Source organism: Nitrospirillum guanabarense (assembly GCF_034653355.1).
In the GTDB taxonomy this organism is placed as follows: domain Bacteria; phylum Pseudomonadota; class Alphaproteobacteria; order Azospirillales; family Azospirillaceae; genus Nitrospirillum.
In genome coordinates this window covers 1,279,813-1,295,922 of sequence record NZ_JAYEER010000003.1, presented here as the reverse complement: position 1 = coordinate 1,295,922, position 16,110 = coordinate 1,279,813, and the positions used below count along the sequence as shown (strand labels likewise).

At 63.8% G+C, this 16,110-nt stretch carries 12 protein-coding genes; 2 read left to right on the top strand and 10 right to left on the bottom strand.

Translation table 11 applies throughout. The annotated features are described in order from the left end of the window. The first annotated feature begins 35 nt into the window (after positions 1-35). Positions 36-884, top strand: a complete 849-nt coding sequence (locus UAA55_RS15030; RefSeq protein WP_322953706.1) for a CPBP family intramembrane glutamic endopeptidase — start codon at positions 36-38, stop codon at positions 882-884. Positions 885-1,591: 707 nt separating this feature from the next. Here UAA55_RS15030 and UAA55_RS15025 read toward each other — a convergent pair. Together UAA55_RS15025 and UAA55_RS15020 are read right to left on the bottom strand one after the other, a co-directional pair. Then, entirely contained in the window at positions 1,592-1,894 is a 303-nt protein-coding gene (locus UAA55_RS15025; RefSeq protein ID WP_322953705.1) for a hypothetical protein, read from the bottom strand. A gap of 16 nt (positions 1,895-1,910) precedes the next feature. Continuing rightward, positions 1,911-8,423 carry an RHS repeat-associated core domain-containing protein gene (locus UAA55_RS15020; RefSeq protein ID WP_322953704.1) on the bottom strand — a complete coding sequence of 2,171 codons (6,513 nt, stop codon included), beginning with the start codon at positions 8,421-8,423 and terminating at the stop codon, positions 1,911-1,913. An 809-nt stretch (positions 8,424-9,232) separates the two neighbouring features. On the opposite strand from UAA55_RS15020, the gene UAA55_RS15015 reads away from it, so the two are divergent. Continuing rightward, positions 9,233-9,604 carry a hypothetical protein gene (locus UAA55_RS15015; RefSeq protein ID WP_322953703.1) on the top strand — a complete coding sequence of 124 codons (372 nt, stop codon included), beginning with the start codon at positions 9,233-9,235 and terminating at the stop codon, positions 9,602-9,604. Between the two features lie 58 nt (positions 9,605-9,662). On the opposite strand, the gene UAA55_RS15010 is transcribed toward UAA55_RS15015, so the two are convergent. From UAA55_RS15010 to UAA55_RS14975, 8 genes are all read right to left on the bottom strand, one after another. Then, on the bottom strand, positions 9,663-10,427 hold the full coding sequence (locus UAA55_RS15010; RefSeq protein WP_322953701.1) for a hypothetical protein: 765 nt from the start codon (positions 10,425-10,427) through the stop codon (positions 9,663-9,665). A gap of 43 nt (positions 10,428-10,470) precedes the next feature. Continuing rightward, on the bottom strand, positions 10,471-12,678 hold the full coding sequence (gene gspD / locus UAA55_RS15005; RefSeq protein ID WP_322953700.1) for a type II secretion system secretin GspD: 2,208 nt from the start codon (positions 12,676-12,678) through the stop codon (positions 10,471-10,473). A gap of 9 nt (positions 12,679-12,687) precedes the next feature. Continuing rightward, a complete protein-coding gene (locus UAA55_RS15000; protein WP_322953699.1) occupies positions 12,688-13,194 on the bottom strand; it encodes a hypothetical protein in 507 nt (168 codons plus the stop codon). Further along, positions 13,172-13,573, bottom strand: a complete 402-nt coding sequence (locus UAA55_RS14995) for a GspMb/PilO family protein (RefSeq protein ID WP_322953698.1) — start codon at positions 13,571-13,573, stop codon at positions 13,172-13,174. Before UAA55_RS14995 ends, UAA55_RS15000 begins: the two co-directional genes overlap by 23 nt. 147 nt (positions 13,574-13,720) lie before the next feature. Beyond that, the gene (locus UAA55_RS14990) at positions 13,721-14,680 is read right to left on the bottom strand and encodes a PilN domain-containing protein (protein WP_322953697.1); all 960 of its coding nucleotides are present in this window, start codon (positions 14,678-14,680) and stop codon (positions 13,721-13,723) included. Continuing rightward, positions 14,677-15,333, bottom strand: coding sequence for a prepilin-type N-terminal cleavage/methylation domain-containing protein (locus tag UAA55_RS14985; RefSeq protein WP_322953696.1), 657 nt, complete (start codon positions 15,331-15,333; stop codon positions 14,677-14,679). Before UAA55_RS14985 ends, UAA55_RS14990 begins: the two co-directional genes overlap by 4 nt. Then, a complete protein-coding gene (locus UAA55_RS14980; RefSeq protein WP_322954468.1) occupies positions 15,330-15,683 on the bottom strand; it encodes a type II secretion system protein in 354 nt (117 codons plus the stop codon). The genes UAA55_RS14985 and UAA55_RS14980 overlap by 4 nt, the downstream gene beginning before the upstream one ends. Before the next feature lie 5 nt (positions 15,684-15,688). Further along, on the bottom strand, positions 15,689-16,108 hold the full coding sequence (locus UAA55_RS14975; RefSeq protein WP_322953695.1) for a prepilin-type N-terminal cleavage/methylation domain-containing protein: 420 nt from the start codon (positions 16,106-16,108) through the stop codon (positions 15,689-15,691). Between the last annotated feature and the right edge of the window lie 2 nt (positions 16,109-16,110).

Genomic DNA, 16,110 nt, shown 5'->3' with positions numbered 1-16,110 from the left:
GGCCGAACCACGCCGCCACCTGAGGCCCGACGCCGATGCCCACCCTTCCCTGGATCGCCCTGGCGCTGGCCACGGCCGCCGCCTGGACGGACCGTTTCCGCCTCTGGGCCCTGGGTCTTCTGGCCGTGGGATACGCGGTGGCGATCATGAACGGGCAGCTGGGCTGGCCGGCGGGCGGGGCCTTGGCCCTGCTGGGGATCGCGGCCTGCGCCGTGGGGCCAAGGCGCCCGCCCCTGATCCGGTACCTGGGCCACGGCCTGTTCCTGGCGCTGGCCGTCGCCCTGTCCGCCCATCTGTGGCCGGGCTTCCACAACCCGCGCGTCATGGGGCCGGCGGCCATCACCCCCGACGCCGTGCCCTTCAGCCTGTACCTGAACCTGGACAAGCCGCTGGTTGGCCTGTGGCTGCTGATGGTCATGCCGGCGATCCGCGACCTGCGCCCCCCGCCGGCCACGCTGACGGCGGCCGCAACCGGATGGCTGGTCGCCTCGGCCGCCTGCCTGACGGCGGCCCTGGCGCTGGGAACCGTCACCTGGGCGCCGAAAGCCCCCGCCGGCGCCGGGCTCTGGCTGTTCGACAACCTGGCCTTCGTGACGGTGGCGGAGGAGGCGCTGTTCCGCGGCCACATCCAGGGCGGACTGACGCGCCTGCTGGAGCGGTGGCGCTGGGGCCAGGGCGCCGCCCTGGTGGCCGCCTCGGTCCTGTTCGGGATGGCCCATCTGGGCGGCGGTCCGCGCTGGGTGGCGCTGGGCGCCATCGCCGGCGTCGGGTATGGCCTGGCCTACCGCCGGGGCGGGTTGCCGGCAGCCATCCTGGCCCATGCCGGCCTGAACGCCACCCACTTTTTCCTGTTCACCTATCCCATGCTGCGAACGGCGGGGTGACGTGCTGCGCTTGGGAACGTGGGCTGCAGGACGATGACCTCAAGCTCATATTCGAGGCCGTCGAGCGGTTCACCGCCGAGGAGAAGGCGACCGCCAAGACCGTCCTCCAGGGGCTGGTCTTGCAGCACCAGGCACGCCGCTGGGCCAACGCCTCTTAGCGGCGGACAAGGCCGGCGGCGGAGAACAACACCTGGTTTTACGGGTGGATCGGGGGTGGCGGGACGCCACAAGCGGCGAGCAGCTCAGCCGCTAAGGTAAGCTGCTGTTCTAAAACAGAAAATCCACATCGGTGTGGATCGGTGTGGACTTTGCTGTGGATCGGTGTGGACTGGTGTGGATTTAGCGGCGACCGATAGGCGCGAGAACTCTGGCTAAACGGCTGATTCTCAATGGAGAATGGGCGTTTTTAGGGCAGCGGCCGCAATCGGCCGCGCCAGGCGCCAAAACGGCGGCAGGGGCGCAAAAACGGCCGCGACCCCGCTCCGCAGCGTCAAAAATGACAGGATTTAGGATTACACCTGTGCATCAGATATGCACGAAAGTTCAACGATAGCCGGTTAGTGCTTTTATTTTGTGGATCATTCAGGATTTTATGTGCCGATGCAGCTGCGCCTGACTTTGACGCTAGCCACCTAGCTTAGATACCTAAGATTCCAAGTCATCACCCTCTGCGAATCATTAGAGATATAACCGGAACGATATAGCGCCTATTCTTCATCAGCGTAAAAAGAATATCCTTTTTTCTTATTAAAGAAATCAAACAATGTTCCAGAATATATTTTGTCTACGCTTATCTTTACATTCCCGCTTCTATTATTCACAGAAAGAGGAGGAAGTTTCCAAGCCGTTTCTTCCTCCGCTCTGGCCTTATTTATAGCTTCCTCAGCACTGAGCGCAAAAACAGTCCTCGTCGTATAAAAACCCACAGCCCTATCATCTGCCGAATCGCAGCCTTCAACTTGAATATCTATACCACTTCCATGTAGTACTACTTTATAAACGCCAAGCATTTTCACCTTCTAAATATTAGCTGCAAGGAAGCCTGCTTGCGCAAGCTCGGGATCCGGTGATTAAGCTCCCATTAATTTCGAATGGCGGCTGCACTGAACTCCCAGGCTTCCCATTTTCATCAGGCTTCCACCTGCTAATATCCTCTATGGTGAAGTGCGGAGCGGAACTGCTACTAGATCTGGGCTCTGTGAAACTGGTGAGAAAATCGAAAGCGTCCTTCGCGTCCGCTACTGGATTGAAGAAATCAATAACGTTAGAAGCGATTTCATTATCTGTATAGTGCGACGCCGTTAGATAAGATGCCATAGAGGATACGATGCCAGCGGCTGAATAGAAGGTGTGCCCATACTTCCCTTCCGTCTGGAAATGCGGCATACCTTTACCTCCACCCTCCAGATCATGGCCTTCATGGTGCAGTATTTCATTAGGATTCTCTGTAGAAGCGCGCTCAACAGCACCTGCAGATTGCCTATTCCTCATGAGAACATTCTTACTCCCATCACGCGCACGAACCGCTTCGGCTTTGTCAAAGAGCGGACGAACCTTCCTGTAACTATCTCCGACTAGCTCGATAATCCAACCGACAGCACTTTTCAGTCCTGTAGGATCAACTTTACTCAGCGGATCGTTCTGAACATAGGCATACCGGTTGAGCCCATCGGCTATCCCCGCCGGGTCCATTTGCAACCAGCGCCCGATGCCCGGCACGTAGGTGCGGTTGGGCGTCACATACAGCCCGATCTCGTCATACCGCATGCCGGCGTAGCGATACGGCGATCCGGTGCTCCCGTCCTGGGCACTCTGGCCAAAGTCATTATAGGAATAGGTACTGGTGGCTTGGCCCGCGCTGTTCAGCACCGCGATCACGCTGCCCTGGCGGTCGTGCACCACCAGCGAGCGGTTGCCACCGCCATCCACCATGCCCACCACATCGCCGCCACCGGCTTCACCCGTGGCGGTAGACCGCACATAGCGCCGCAGCAGGTTACCGTTGACGTCGTAATCGCCCCACTCCACCCCCAGCGCCTCGAACGTCAGCGTCGTCACGCCGTTGATCTGCTTCCAGGCCCGCCCGCCCTCGGGATAATACCCCATGGTCTGTACCGTCGCCCCTTGCTGGAAGCGCGTCAGCATGTTGCGGCTGTCGTAAGCCATGGTCGTCAGACTACCCGCCGCGGTCAGGTTGCCCCGGCCGTCGTAGGTGTAGTTGTTATTGTTCACACTGGGGTAGCCATTGATGGAGTTGGCCGTGCCGTAGTTTTGCGATGCCCCCACCGTCGACAGGAAGGCGTCGTTATCGACGGCCGTGGTGATCAATTGGCCGACGACGTCATAGCCGTAGCCGTAATTCACTGTGCCGCCATTCCAGCCATAGCCCATGCCCGTCAGGCGGCTGGCGTTGTCATAGCTATAAGTCGTACTGCTGCTGACGCTGTTCCCCCGCCACGTTCCCGTCCGCCAACTCAGCACGTCATAGCTGTACGATGACCATGTGAAGCCACCCTCCGTCACCGACGCCACACGCGCCAGACCATCATAGCTCCACGTCACCGTCGACCCGTCCGGCCACCGTGCCGATGTCCGGTTCCCCGCCGCGTCGTACCCGAATTGCATCGTCAGGCCGACAGGCCCCGCCCCCGGACGCGGCACATAGGTCGTCGCCGTCACCAGATGGTTCGCGCCATCATACCCCAGCGACCGGCCCGACGAGCCATCCGACGTCGCTTGCTGGCGCAGGCGGCCAATCAGGTCATAGCCCAGCGTCACCATCGGCAGATTCGCCCGCGTCACGGTCACCAGCCGGTTGGCCGCGTCATAGCTCATCGACGCCCCAGTCCCATCCCGCAGGTGCTGGACCGTCTGGTTGTCGTTCGCGTCGTAATCATACCCGTCCGCCGCACCGTCCGGATAGACCAGCCAGGCCACGCGCCCGAATCCGTCATAGACGTAACTCAGCACGTTGTTGCGCGGGTCCGTGATCGTCGATACCAGGCCGTCGGCGTCATAGGTGTAAGCGGCGGACACCTGCTCCACCGCCGTACCAACCGCGCGACGCTCCCGCACTTTCTGGCCCGCGGCGTCATAGTCCGTCACGCTGACACGGCCCAGAGGGTCCGTCGTCCGTACCAGGCGGTCCACCGCGTCATAGGCGTAGGTCGTCGCCTGGCCCGCCGGATCCGTAACCGTCGCCTTCTGGCCTGTCGCCGTGTAGGTGGTGGAGACCGTCGACCACTGGGTATGTCCAGCGTCCTTCGCCTGACGCTCGTACAGCACCCAGCCATTGGCGTTATAGGACCATTCCGTCCGCGCGCCCTCCGGCAAATCCACCGAGATGGGGCGGCCGTTGGCATCATAGGTGGTGGTGGCGGTCTTGCCCCGGGGGTCGGTCACGGTGGTCGCCTGGCCCTGGGCGTCATAGCCGAAGGTCGAGGTGATGCGCGCGGCGCCGGAATCCACGATCTCCTGCGTCGGGCTGCCATTCACGCCGTCATAGCTGAAGTCCGTCAACATGCCCGTGGCGTTCTGGGTCCGCGTCATGCGGCCCAGGGTGTCGTACCAGAAAGATGTGGTGGGGCGCGTCGTCGACGTGGTGATGCCGTTGGTCGAATCCGCGATAGGCGCGCCGTACATGTTGGACAGCAGGCTGGTGTTGCCGTCGTAGTTCAAGTCCGTGGCGTTGCCTTTGGCATCCACGATGTGCATCGGCTTGGCGAAGTTCTGGTGCCAGTCGACGTGCACATGCGTCGTTCCCAGCGACGAACCTGGCCGCGCCACTCGCCACATGTCGGTGGTGTTGTTGCGCGCGTCATAGGCGAAGGTCTGCTTGCCGCCGGCGGGGTAGTCATACTCCGTCACCCGGCCGCGCCCATCGTACAGGGCCGTCGTCGTCCGCCCCAGCTCGTCGGTATAGCGGAAGGGCATGCCGTAGGTGTCGTACATCACCTCGTATCGACCGCCGGCCGGGTCCGTCCGAAAACCGCGAATGCCGTTGGCGATGCGGAAACCCCACAACCCGCGATCCCCGACCTGCAGGTTTTCCGCATCCATGACCCATACCACCCGCTGCAGCAAGTCATAATTGTATTGCAGGAAGGGCGTGTTGGGCGTGGCCGGGTAATAGACTTGGTCCAAAAGATAGCGGTTGCCCGCGTATCTCGCGTTTATTTTATAGACATCCCAGTTTGTGCCCGTGACCGTCACCGTGCCGGTGCCATCAGTCGCCCCCCGCGCGATGGTGACCTGGCGGAAATCACCGCCCGACAAATTATTATTGAAACCGGTATCGCCGCTGTTGGTGAAGTTGATCTGACGGCCCAGGTTGTTGGACACCGACAGCAGTTCCGGCACGCCGCGGCTGCCTGACCCGTTGTCGTAAGTCAGGGTGATGGTCACCCCTTGCGGGAAGGTCCATTTCTCCAGCCGAAATCCCTTCATGCTGGCGCAGGTGGCCTCGTCCCCCCTGTAGAGGAAGTTCCACTGGTTGAATATTTGGGTATCGGCTTGCGAGCCGGTCACCCGGATCGACATGCCGGTGCTGTCCCAACCGCGCGTCTGCGGTTGGGTCGACTGTGCGGTGACGGTCAAGCAGTCGGTGTTGCGATAGGCCACGCGGTTGCCGATCACGGCGGCGGTAGCAGCGGCACCCGCGCCAGGGCTGACCCAACTGCCGTCGATCAGGTGCACGAACTGCTGGGTGCTGGTTCCCACATTGGTGGTGACGACATTGCCGGTCATCTGGCTGAGCCACCAGGCGGCCGCCAGGGGGCCCGCCACCTCGCGCTGCGCGCTGGGGCTGGCCGTATAGACATCCTGCATGGCGGCGAAGGCGCTAATTGTGGTGGCCGCCGCGCGAAGGTCGCCATCCTGCATCATCTCCAGCGCGCTGGAGGAGATGGAAGCCATGTTGTTCCAGTTGGTGGTCCACGGCGCCTGCGGCTGGGTGTGGACGGTCGGCCCGAATTGACTGGATGTCTTTTCGCCGCCGCGCCAGATCACCTGCGCGCTCAACTGATACGGAAACTTGCCGCTGCCGACCTTCAGGCTTACGGGAACGGTATAGGACAGGCTCCCGGACTTTAGGTCCACGCCCATGACCTTGGAGCGGTCGACGAAGCGCGCCTTCAGCACGTCGGCGGCCTGCGAGGGATCGTACTGCGCCTGGTGCTCGGCCTGGACGCCGCCGCCGCCGCCCTTGGAATTGGTGGTAGGCCCCACCAGGATGTGGGCGATCTCCACCGGGTCGCCATTGCCGTTATAGCGGGTCGCCACCAAGGCGCCGCCACGCTGCTCGCTGGGGCGATGGGTGTAAGTCGTGGTGTTGCCGGTGACCTGGGGCACGAACGCACCGGCGCGGCCCCCCGGCCCAAGGAAGGCCTCTTCCGAGCCCACCACCTTGAAGCCAGCGTTGGTGTAGTTGACGATGGCGGTCGACAGGGCGTTAGCGCGTTGATTGGCCTCGGCACTGCCGATGACGACATTACCGGCGCCGTGCTGGCCGGTGCTGCTGGCATAGGCCGATACCGCCTGCCCTTCGACCTTGGCCAAGGCCAAGGACTGACCTCCATTGGAGTTGTCATAATAATAGAAACGGCGGCCGCCGACATTGGACGGGTCCTCCCCGTCCGAGGGCGGGGCATTGCCCCAGGAGAAGCGGGTGGCCGTGGAACTGGTATCCGGCAGGTCCGATACCTGTGCCACGGCGGCCGATTCCAAGGACTCCAGCGTCGCGGCGATGGCGTGCAGGCCAGCGCGGCGGCGGGCCGAATCCGCCGTCCTGCTGGTCAGGCTGATAGCCGATTCGACATCAATACGGTCGAAATTGTCGGAGATCGAGTAGTAGAGCTGGTTGGTGCTGGACTGCTTGTCGTTGTCGACGACGTTGATCTGGTTGTCCGCGGCGACCACGCCCAGGGAATGATGGTGGCCATAGACGGACTTGGCGATGGCGGCATGAAGGGACGCCGCCTTGGCCGACTGCACGACCCAGGTGGCGGCCAGTTGCTCACGCACACCATCACCGGCGCTGGCGAAAAATTCGTTGCCGCAATTATCGCATCCGAAGCGCGGCACAGTGGGCACGGACTTATCCGGGCGGGAACCCCATTTATCGAGTATGCCCTTGCTGCTGACATCGCCCCAGGCGTGGACGATGGTGAACGGCGTCAAGACCTTAACTGGGCGAGTGACGACCGCATCCATGTAAGTGCCGTTGGCGTTGCCGCTGCCATCGGCCGCGGCGGCGTAAGGATGATTGGCGGTCAAGCTGATGGTGGCGTCCTGGCGGTACGCAATCTTGTCGTCGTTCGAGGTGCTGGTCGCCAACACCTGGGCGGTTCCGAACTCATCCACCAGCTTCAGCGTGCCCGTGAAGTTATTGAGGCTGTCCACATTGGTGCCAGGTCCGGTGAAATTGGTGTCATAGACCAGCTTGCGGCCATAGATCTCGTCCACGAACAGGGTTACGTCAGCCATCGTGACGGTGCTGAGCGTACCGCTCGCCATGTTGGCGACTGGCCTGGAAATCTGCACCCGCAGGCTGGTGCGGTATTGGTCGGGAACATTGAAGGTCCAAGTATGGGTGGCTGTCGCCCCGTAGGGCAACGAGGTCTGCCGCACTGGCCCTTCCTGACGCACGATGATTCCGCCGCCGACCACATCCTGGATGTGCGCGCCCGGCATGGTGTTGATATTGTTCAACAGGTTCTGCGCGTAGGCCTTCATAAAGAGGCTGAGGGCGCCGCTATAAAGCTGGCGAACATAGGGGACGCCATTCGCCGACCCGGTCTCAAACGGCGTGCCCGCGCCGCCGGTTGTCGTCTGGGACAGCAACTGCCCGGGCTGCATGGCCGCCGCCCCGGCCACGTCGATCCCCGACTTCCAGGAGTAGGCTTTATAGCTGGGATCGAACAGATAGGTTCCGCCGGCCACATTGGCGGAGACCCACACGTGGGCCATCTGCACCGAGGTGACGGACGCGCCGCCATAATTGCAATCGGCGTTCACGCCGCCGTTGATCGTGGCCGGGATGCCGCCGCTGGACAGCAATTGGCAAGCGGCGTTGGCGTTGGTGATGCCGGTCCAGTCATAGAACTGCTGACCGTTCAGGGTGATGGTGCCGGCCAGATAATTTGCGGTGTAGCCTGACTGGCGCAGCAACTCGATCATCAGCGCCGCTTGGTCGAACGGGGTGCCGGCCCGGTCCACCAAGGCGCCCATGGCCCCCTTCTGCAGGCCATAGAGGAAGGTGGTATCGATGTTGTTGCGGACGTAGTCGTAGATCAGGTCGGGATCGTTGCGCAGCGCAAGGGCCAACTCAACGATCTCACTGGGGCGGGTGCCGACTCCAAGGCTGTTTGTCCAGTTGGTATTGGCTCCGTAATAGCCCTCCGCCACCGAAGGGGACAGCAAGGCTGCCGTGCCAATCTTGACTGATGGCAGAGGGTCGGCTTGAGACGGAATGGAAGCTAGGGAAATTGCCAGAAAAGCGGAAAAAGAAGCTTTGAAAACAAGTGGCAATTTCTTAAACATGGATGCCCCATATCATTTTATATTGGTATATTTACCAATTCGCAAATTTACTTGTCGCCTTGGCACCCAGCGCCTTTCCGGCTATCCTCGGCAACCCAAGCGGCGTACACCTTTCAGCTTAACCCTATAACTTACCCTAACTTGCAAATCAGCGAAATTCCAGCGCTTCGGAAAATATGTGACGGCGCACCATATCTGATTGACCGAGCGCCTGGGGGTATGGCCATACTTATGCAGATCATATTGTCCTTCACCGCACGTTTCCGGTTAAGTTGCGCATACGGCCAAACGTAATACCCGCGGTATCCAAGATGCCGGTGGCATTTAGAATCAAAGGCTACTGATGAAGCGTGTTGAAAGCCGGCAAGCAACCACTCTCCGCCTGTCGCGGACATATGCGTTTGTGCTCGCCCTCTCCTGCCTTGCCATGCCGGCACGCGCTGGGTCCGTCACCTATACATACGACGCGCTGGGCCGGGTGATCAAAAGCACGACATCTAATGGCGCCACAATCCAGTACAGCTATGACGCCGCCGGAAATAGAACCACGGTAGTCGCGACGGGAACCAGTTCTCCCGCCATTGGCAGCGTATCTGGCAGCCCTGTAGTCGTGCTGCCTTTGCTGGGTGGAATGGTTCTGCCCCTAGCCAAGCCCTGGTAAGTCGCAACCCAGCGCCTCTGACCGCCCGCCAACCACTACGGCTGGGTTGGAAGGCCTAACGGACCTGAATGTCTTTGGGCCAATCTCGGGCACGAGAATCAGCAGTCATCAAGGTAGAACCAACATAAAAGTACGGCAACGCTGCGAAATGACAAAAAAGAAACAAAAATCCATCAAAGAGATGGTGAGTAAAATTGCGGCGGCCGTACTCGTCGCGGAGCTGCTGACTTCGCCCACCGCACTGGCCTTCGACATCCAAGGCGAAGCCAAGGTGGTTGTGGTTGAACCCACCTACATGCCGGGATATGTGACGTTTCAATTAGATACCGACATCGGGCCATGCAAGGCCTACACATGGTTATATTGGTATGCAAGAGGCCCTGACCAGGCATCCCAAAACGCCAACGTCGCCGCCGCGTACTCAACTTTTTTGACTGCGGTATCAACCGGCATGACGGTTAAATTATATGGGAACAGCGGCAATTGTTCTTTTGATTTTTTGAACCTGAAACGCCCTTGATATTTGGCATAGCGATAGAATTATTCCCCACGCCGACAGATTCCTGATCTTAGCCGCATCAGTAGGGGCAACTGGTTCCCTCGGCCACAGGGCGCATCCATTCCAGAACCAACCATGGCGCCGGTGTAATGGTCCGCGCTCCGGGCTGTCGCGCCGGAGTGCCGCGATATAGCGCGATGGTCCGAAAAGCGCCCCCGGTGGTGGTGTCGGTGGCAAGAAGCCGCAGCATGGTGCCCGCGATCAGTCCGCCGCCCCCGCCAAAACCAGTTGTGGCGAACGCCTGCCCTTCCAGGGCGGCTTTTCCCCGAAACGGCGCGCGCGCATGGACGGTTCCCCAAATCTGGAGGCAGGTCCGGACCACGCCATCCAGACTAGGCACCGCATCCAGATCATCGAGTGACCAGAGGGCCGTGCGGCCGTTCATCCTCAGGTTCTTGCCGTCGGAGCCGGGCGGATCCATGCCCCGCCACTGGGCAATGGCGCCTGCCGCTTCCACCGCCTGGCGCTCGGGAAAACCCAGCCCGTGTATCGCCTCCGCCAGGTCCTTGCGGGAGAGGCCGTTCAGGTCGATGCGCCCCACCTCCGACATCACCGTGACGCCCACCATCTTGCCCTCGACGGCAACCGAACCGCCCTGGGAAGAGGACGGCGCCCTGCCGGACGCGGCGACGCCATCCAGCACCTGCCACGTGGCCAGGGCAGCCCGCTCCTCTCCACCCAGCGCCACCGACGCCGACCGCGTGAGCCGACGCGCGGCCACCCCGTTGCCGACGACAACGGCCCCCACCGCCGTGGCGATGGCCAGCAGGAACAGCGTCAGCAACAGGGCATAGCCGCGCTGCCCCGCCCAACGGTCCCCCTCAAGATCAGCGCGGGGCGGTACCATTCGCCCCCGCGAGCGCTTCCAGCTGGTTCATGCGGGCCTTCAGGGCGTCCGTCACCTCCCGGGCCTGGATCACGTTGCGCACGATCACCGGCCGCAGAAAGACCAACAGCTCAGTCCGGCCATGACTGTTCTTGTCACTGCCGAACAGCTTGCCCACCACCGGGATCTCGCTGAGGTAAGGGATGCCACTGCCGGACTTGCTGGAGGTGTCGCTGATCAGACCGCCCAGGGCCACCGTCTCCCCGTCCTGGATGTTGACGATGCTGCTGATCTTGCGCTGCTGGATGGTGGGGCTGTCGATGCCCGAGGTGGTCGTGGTCGCCACGCTGCTGACCTCTTGGTTCACGTCCAGCACCACGGCCCCGCTGTGGTTGATGCGGGGCGTCACCTCCAGGATCACGCCCGTGTTCTGGTACTGGATGGAGTTCACGACGGCGCTGTCGCTGGTCAGCGTGCTGGTCGCCTGCTGCACCACCACCGGCACCTCGTCACCCACCTGCAGCCGGGCCGTCTCATTGTTCAGCACCAGCAGCCGGGGGGCGGACAGGACCTGCACGTCCGTCACGCTGGATAGCGCGTTCAGCACCACCTGGGTGTTGGGCGTCAGGAAGGTGTAGTTGAAGTTGGGGTAGCTGGCACCCAACTTGGCGGCCGTGCCGTAGCCGGCGGTGCTGCTCCCCCGGTCCAGGAACCATTGCACGCCGAAATTGAGGTCGTTGTTGAGGGTGACCTCGGCGATCGTCGCCTCGATCAGCACCTGTTCCCGCGGGGAATCCAGACGCGTCAACGCCTGCTCCAGCATGGCGTACTGGCTGGCCGTGCCATAGATCAGCAGGGCGTTGCGCCGCTCATCGGCCACGACCTTGGCGCCTTTCAACTCCGGGATCGCTTCCCCCTCCCCTCCGCCGTCCGAGCCGCCGAAACCCGCCGATGCCGGGGATGGCACTGGACTGACCGGGCTGGTGCTCAGCGCGCCGCTGGAGCCAAAGCCTGAGGAATTGCTGCCGAAGCCGCTACCACCGGCGGAGGTGCCGCCAAGACCTCCGCCCGTCAGCGAGGAATTGTTCGTCGCGCTTGCCGCGGTCGTACGGCTTGATGAACGGCCGCTTTCGCCACTTCTGTCCGAAGAGGATGAAGAACCGCCGCCTCGGCCCATCAGGCGGTTCAGCGAGGCCGCCAGTTCCGCCGCCGATCCGTTCTGCACCTCATAATAATGCACCATGCGGCCCCCGTCCGTGGAGGTATGGTCCAGCCTCTCCACCCACGATCCGATCGTGGCCAGGAACTCCGGCCGCTTGGCCGCCACCAGCAGCGCGTTCAGGCGCGGCAACGGCACGAACTCCACCATGCCCTGCAGGGGCCCGGTGTTGAGCTGCAGCACCTGGCGCAGTTCCGCCTCAAGCTTGGCCGGCTCCACCGACTGGAGCGTGAACAGCGAGAACGATAAGCCAGCCAGCCAATCGACGTCGAAACTGGCGACCAGTTGGGTGAATGACTCGATTTCCCGGGCGGTGCCGCTGACGATGAAGATGTTGCGGTTGGCGTCCACCATCTGGATCAGGCCGGGCCGGGTCAGCGGCCGGACGATCTTGTCGATGTCAGCCGTGGAAATGAAGCGTACCGGCACGATGGCCGTGCTGAAGCCGGCCGCCTGCTCGGCAGCGGACAGCCGCTGGAAGGGCGCCTGGGCGGCCGCCTCGGAAACAGGAACAACTTGATAGAAGCCATCCCCGGCGATGATGGCGAAGCCTTGGGCCCGCAGGACGGTATCGATCGCCGCCAAGGCCTGGGCGCGGGGCAGAGGGCGCGTGGTGCGGATGGTGACCTGCCCCTGGACCTTGGGGTCGATCGTGTAGTTTAGGTTCAGCATGCCACCCAGGACGGCGTCCAGGACGGCGCGAACATCGGCGTTGACGAAGTTCACGTCGATGGGCTCGCCCTCGCCGCCGCCCAGGCCCCGCACCGAGCCCCCTGGCCGGACGAACTCCCCGGTGCCGCTGAAGGTCTGGGCCGGCTGGCGGGGCGCCGTCGATGCCGGCGCCGTGAACAAGGCGGTGTCCGGGCCGGCTTTTGGCATGGCGGGAGCCGACGGCAGGGGTATGCCGGTGCCCGCCTTCTCAGGTGCGCTGGAACAGCCGGCCAGCGCTACGCTGGCCAAGAGCGGGAAAGAGAGGAATTTGGGAATCATAACGTTGCTTTACCTGGGGCGCGGTGACGGCGCGAGAGGGGGCGGGGTGACGAGGGGATAGTCCTGCACTTGGTCGGCATGGCGCAGGCGAAGACTGGTCCGGGTGATGGCCTCGACTTGCCATTCCCCCAGCGTGTCGCCCGTCCTGAGACGGAAGGGTTTTTGCGCGCGCTTGTCCGTGCCGGTCGCCACCCCGCTGCTGGTCCCGGCGATGATGCCGACGACCTGCAGATCGGGAGGCTGGGCCAAAGTGGACGGGGGCGGCTGCGCCGGCTTCGGCGGAGGTGGCCGGCGGCTTTCAGCGAAAAGGGGGCGGCGGACAGCTTCGCCCATGTCCGCCATGGGCTGGGCCACAGCTGGCGCGGGCACGGTGCTGGCTGGCGGCAACGCCGGCACCGCCACGGCCGTCGGCCCGGCCGCGGACAAGATGCCCACCAGCGCCAGGGCGACACCGGTCGCCGCGCCAACGCCCCCCAGCATCAAGGCCGCGCGGTCAAGGTGGGGTAAGGTCGGCATAGGCGTCGATTTCCAATTCCATGCTCAAGGCCGCGGCGTCGTCGGACATCGCGGGGGCCGGGAGGCGAAGGCGCATGTCCCGTAGCAGTAGTCGCGGGCGGGCCGCTTCAAGCTGGGTCAGCACGTTCTGGACGGCCTCGGCCGTGCCGTCGATGACGAGGCGGCTGGTCAGCCGCTGACGGTGTGGGCCGATGGCTTCCGTTGCGGTGTCGAGACTGCGCAGGGTGGCGCCGGCCGGCTGGACCGCCATGCGTATGGCCGTTTGCGTCCCGGCGACGGTACCGCCCCTTTGGAAGATCGCCCCCTCATCCACCACGCGTTCCAGCTGGGCGGTTCGCCGCGTCAGTTCCTCCCGCTGGGCCGCGGTTCCCCGGGCCACGGCCAGCTGAACGGAACCGGGCCTGGCGCCGCTCCATGGCGGAGGTCACGCGCTCCATCAAAGGCGGCGTCAGCGCGTAAAGGGTGGCGGCGCCCAATCCCAGAACCAGGACCAGAACGAAGCCCGGCCGCAATTGAAGCGTCACTTTCATCGCGCCTCCCCCCTCGTCCCCGCCGCGGAAGAATCCCCGCTTATGGGAAGGACCAGACCGAAAGCGGCCCCGTTGGGCCCGGGCGGCGCCAGGAAACGGGCCCTGGAGAACAGGGGAACTTCCTGGAAGCGGGTAAGAACAGCCTGAGGGTCCGCCGCGCGGACCTGCAGGACAATTTCCCCGCCATGCAAGGATAGCTCCTGCAGCCAGGCGTCGTCGGGCAAGGCCCGCGCGACTTCATCCAGCAGCTGGCGGCGGGATGGCTGAACCAAGGCGTCGCTGTCACGGCTCAGCACCGCGCCCAGCACCTCCGCCCTTTCCTGCAGTTGGCGCACGGCTTTGACCTCGTCCGCCAGGGTTTTGAGCTTCTGCTCCATATGCGCGGTCTGCTGGTCCAGCGTCCAGGCGACCAGCAGGGGCGGAAGCGGCAGAACCACAGCCGCCACAGACAGAAGCGCCAGCATGCGACCCAGACGCCGACGCAACCGCATCACGTCCAGGCGCAGGAATTGCGGCCGCGGCCCCGGACCGGCCGTCGTCACGGACGCGACGCGCCCGCCCGCGCGCAACGCCGCCGCCAGCACACTCCGCCGAACCATGGATATACGGGCGATGACGTCATTGCCCTCCCGGACCGTGACCAGATCCCAAGCCAGCAACTCTGGCTTCAGGGGCATGTAGCGGTGCGCCAGCATGGCCGCCTGTTTCCAGGGGTCGATGCCGATCCCGCGCGGAATGGGCAGATCGACCGTGTAGACATCCTGGCTGTCCAGCAACAGGGTGAGCGGTCCATGTCCCGCCAGCCCCACCATGCTCATTCCCCCCGGCGCCAGTTGCACCGGTTGCGGCGACAGCCCCAGGTACCGCGCCATCCGCCGCGGCAATGCCGCGGCGACAGCCTCCGCCAAACCATCGATCATGCCGGCGGTCAACACCAGGGCGCGTCCGTGTTTCATGACGCGCTCCGCCGGCAGACATTGGCGATGGTGTCGAATTCGCAGAAAACGCCGCCCCCGAGCATCGGCGCCGCGATCATCGGTGGCCACCAGCCTGCGCCGGCCGTCTTCACATCCAACCGTACCAGGTCGGGCAGCGCGTCCCTGCGCGTCCACCGGGCCGACCAGCTGTCCTGCTGCCGATCAAAGTAAGACCAGGCGATTTGGGACGCGTCCTCCACCAACGTGCCGTCGGTCGCGGCAGGCGCATCGGGGCGCAGCCCCGCCACATGCAGATGCAACGCCTGGTGATCCGCAGCCCCCTCCACCGTCATGGTCACCCGGTAGAGGCCGCCGCGTCCCAACCCCGGCGGCAGGGTGGCCAGCAGCTCCAGATGGGTGGCGTCGGCGGCCAGGGGCGTCAATTCGGCCCCCACCGCGCCCAGATCGGCGACGGGCAGGGCGTTCTGCACAATGGCGCGGGTGAAATCGTGGACACGCTCCAAGGCGGCCGCCCCCCTCTGCAACGATCCGCTCCGATCCGACATTCGACTCATCAGGGGCAGCAGTTCCACGCCCGCCAGGGCGAGCAGGCCCAACAGCGCCAACACCACCAAGGCTTCGACCAAGGTCATCCCCCGCTGACCGGTGCCCTGGGAAAGGGTCGCGATCATGGCGTCCTTTCTCCCGGCACACGTTTCGTGGACACGGCCAAGGTCTGGCCGCTGGGCGTCGCCACCTCCACCCGATACGTCGCTCCCCCCTCTCCAAGGGCGCGGTTGTCCCTGAGCAGGAACGGCAGGCCTGTGATGGCGGGATCGGCCTTGGCCATGCTCCCATCCGCACCCACGGGCAGGGCGCCACCCGCGGTCGCCACCGATTGCGCCAGCCGCAGGGCGACGGCCTCGCTCCAGGCCTGTCGGGCGGCCCAGACACCCGACCAGGCGTTATGCGCCAGCATGGCCGTGACCAAGCTGAAAATGGTCAGCGCCACCAGCATCTCCAGCAAGGTGAAACCTCGCATCCCCTTCACGGCTGGCGCTCCTCATGCACGGTGCCCAGAGGCCAGTCCACCAGGACGGTCTTTTCCCGCCCGGCGTCGCGCAGCAGAAGCCGTCCTCCCTTGGACCAGCCGCCTGGCAGGAAACGGATAGCCTCGGGAAAGGCTGGATCCCCTCCCACGACGCGCACTTCCACCGCCGCGATGCGGCGCAGACGGACGCCACGGGCCCCCTCCGTCAGATCCTTGAGGGAGAACTCCGTCTCGCGCCGGGAAACGAGGGCGTCGGACTGGCGGTTGCGCAGTTCCTCCTCAAGGGCGGAGACCGCCGCGTTGAGGCGCAGGCCGGGCAAGCGCTGTTGGAGACCGAGGGAGAGCACGCTCCCGGCCAAGCCGATGATCGCCAGGACCACCAGCAGTTCCACCAATGTGAAGCCGGCGTCGCGCATGC

Bases quoted from the DNA above. Each gene is read 5' to 3' on its own strand.
- UAA55_RS15030 (WP_322953706.1), top strand. From the start codon at position 36: ATGCCCACCCTTCCCTGGATCGCCCTGGCGCTGGCCACGGCCGCCGCC.
- UAA55_RS15025 (WP_322953705.1), bottom strand. From the start codon at position 1,894: ATGCTTGGCGTTTATAAAGTAGTACTACATGGAAGTGGTATAGATATT.
- UAA55_RS15020 (WP_322953704.1), bottom strand. From the start codon at position 8,423: ATGTTTAAGAAATTGCCACTTGTTTTCAAAGCTTCTTTTTCCGCTTTT.
- UAA55_RS15015 (WP_322953703.1), top strand. From the start codon at position 9,233: ATGACAAAAAAGAAACAAAAATCCATCAAAGAGATGGTGAGTAAAATT.
- gspD (WP_322953700.1), bottom strand. From the start codon at position 12,678: ATGATTCCCAAATTCCTCTCTTTCCCGCTCTTGGCCAGCGTAGCGCTG.
- UAA55_RS15000 (WP_322953699.1), bottom strand. From the start codon at position 13,194: ATGCCGACCTTACCCCACCTTGACCGCGCGGCCTTGATGCTGGGGGGC.
- UAA55_RS14990 (WP_322953697.1), bottom strand. From the start codon at position 14,680: ATGAAACACGGACGCGCCCTGGTGTTGACCGCCGGCATGATCGATGGT.
- UAA55_RS14985 (WP_322953696.1), bottom strand. From the start codon at position 15,333: ATGATCGCGACCCTTTCCCAGGGCACCGGTCAGCGGGGGATGACCTTG.
- UAA55_RS14980 (WP_322954468.1), bottom strand. From the start codon at position 15,683: ATGCGAGGTTTCACCTTGCTGGAGATGCTGGTGGCGCTGACCATTTTC.
- UAA55_RS14975 (WP_322953695.1), bottom strand. From the start codon at position 16,108: ATGCGCGACGCCGGCTTCACATTGGTGGAACTGCTGGTGGTCCTGGCG.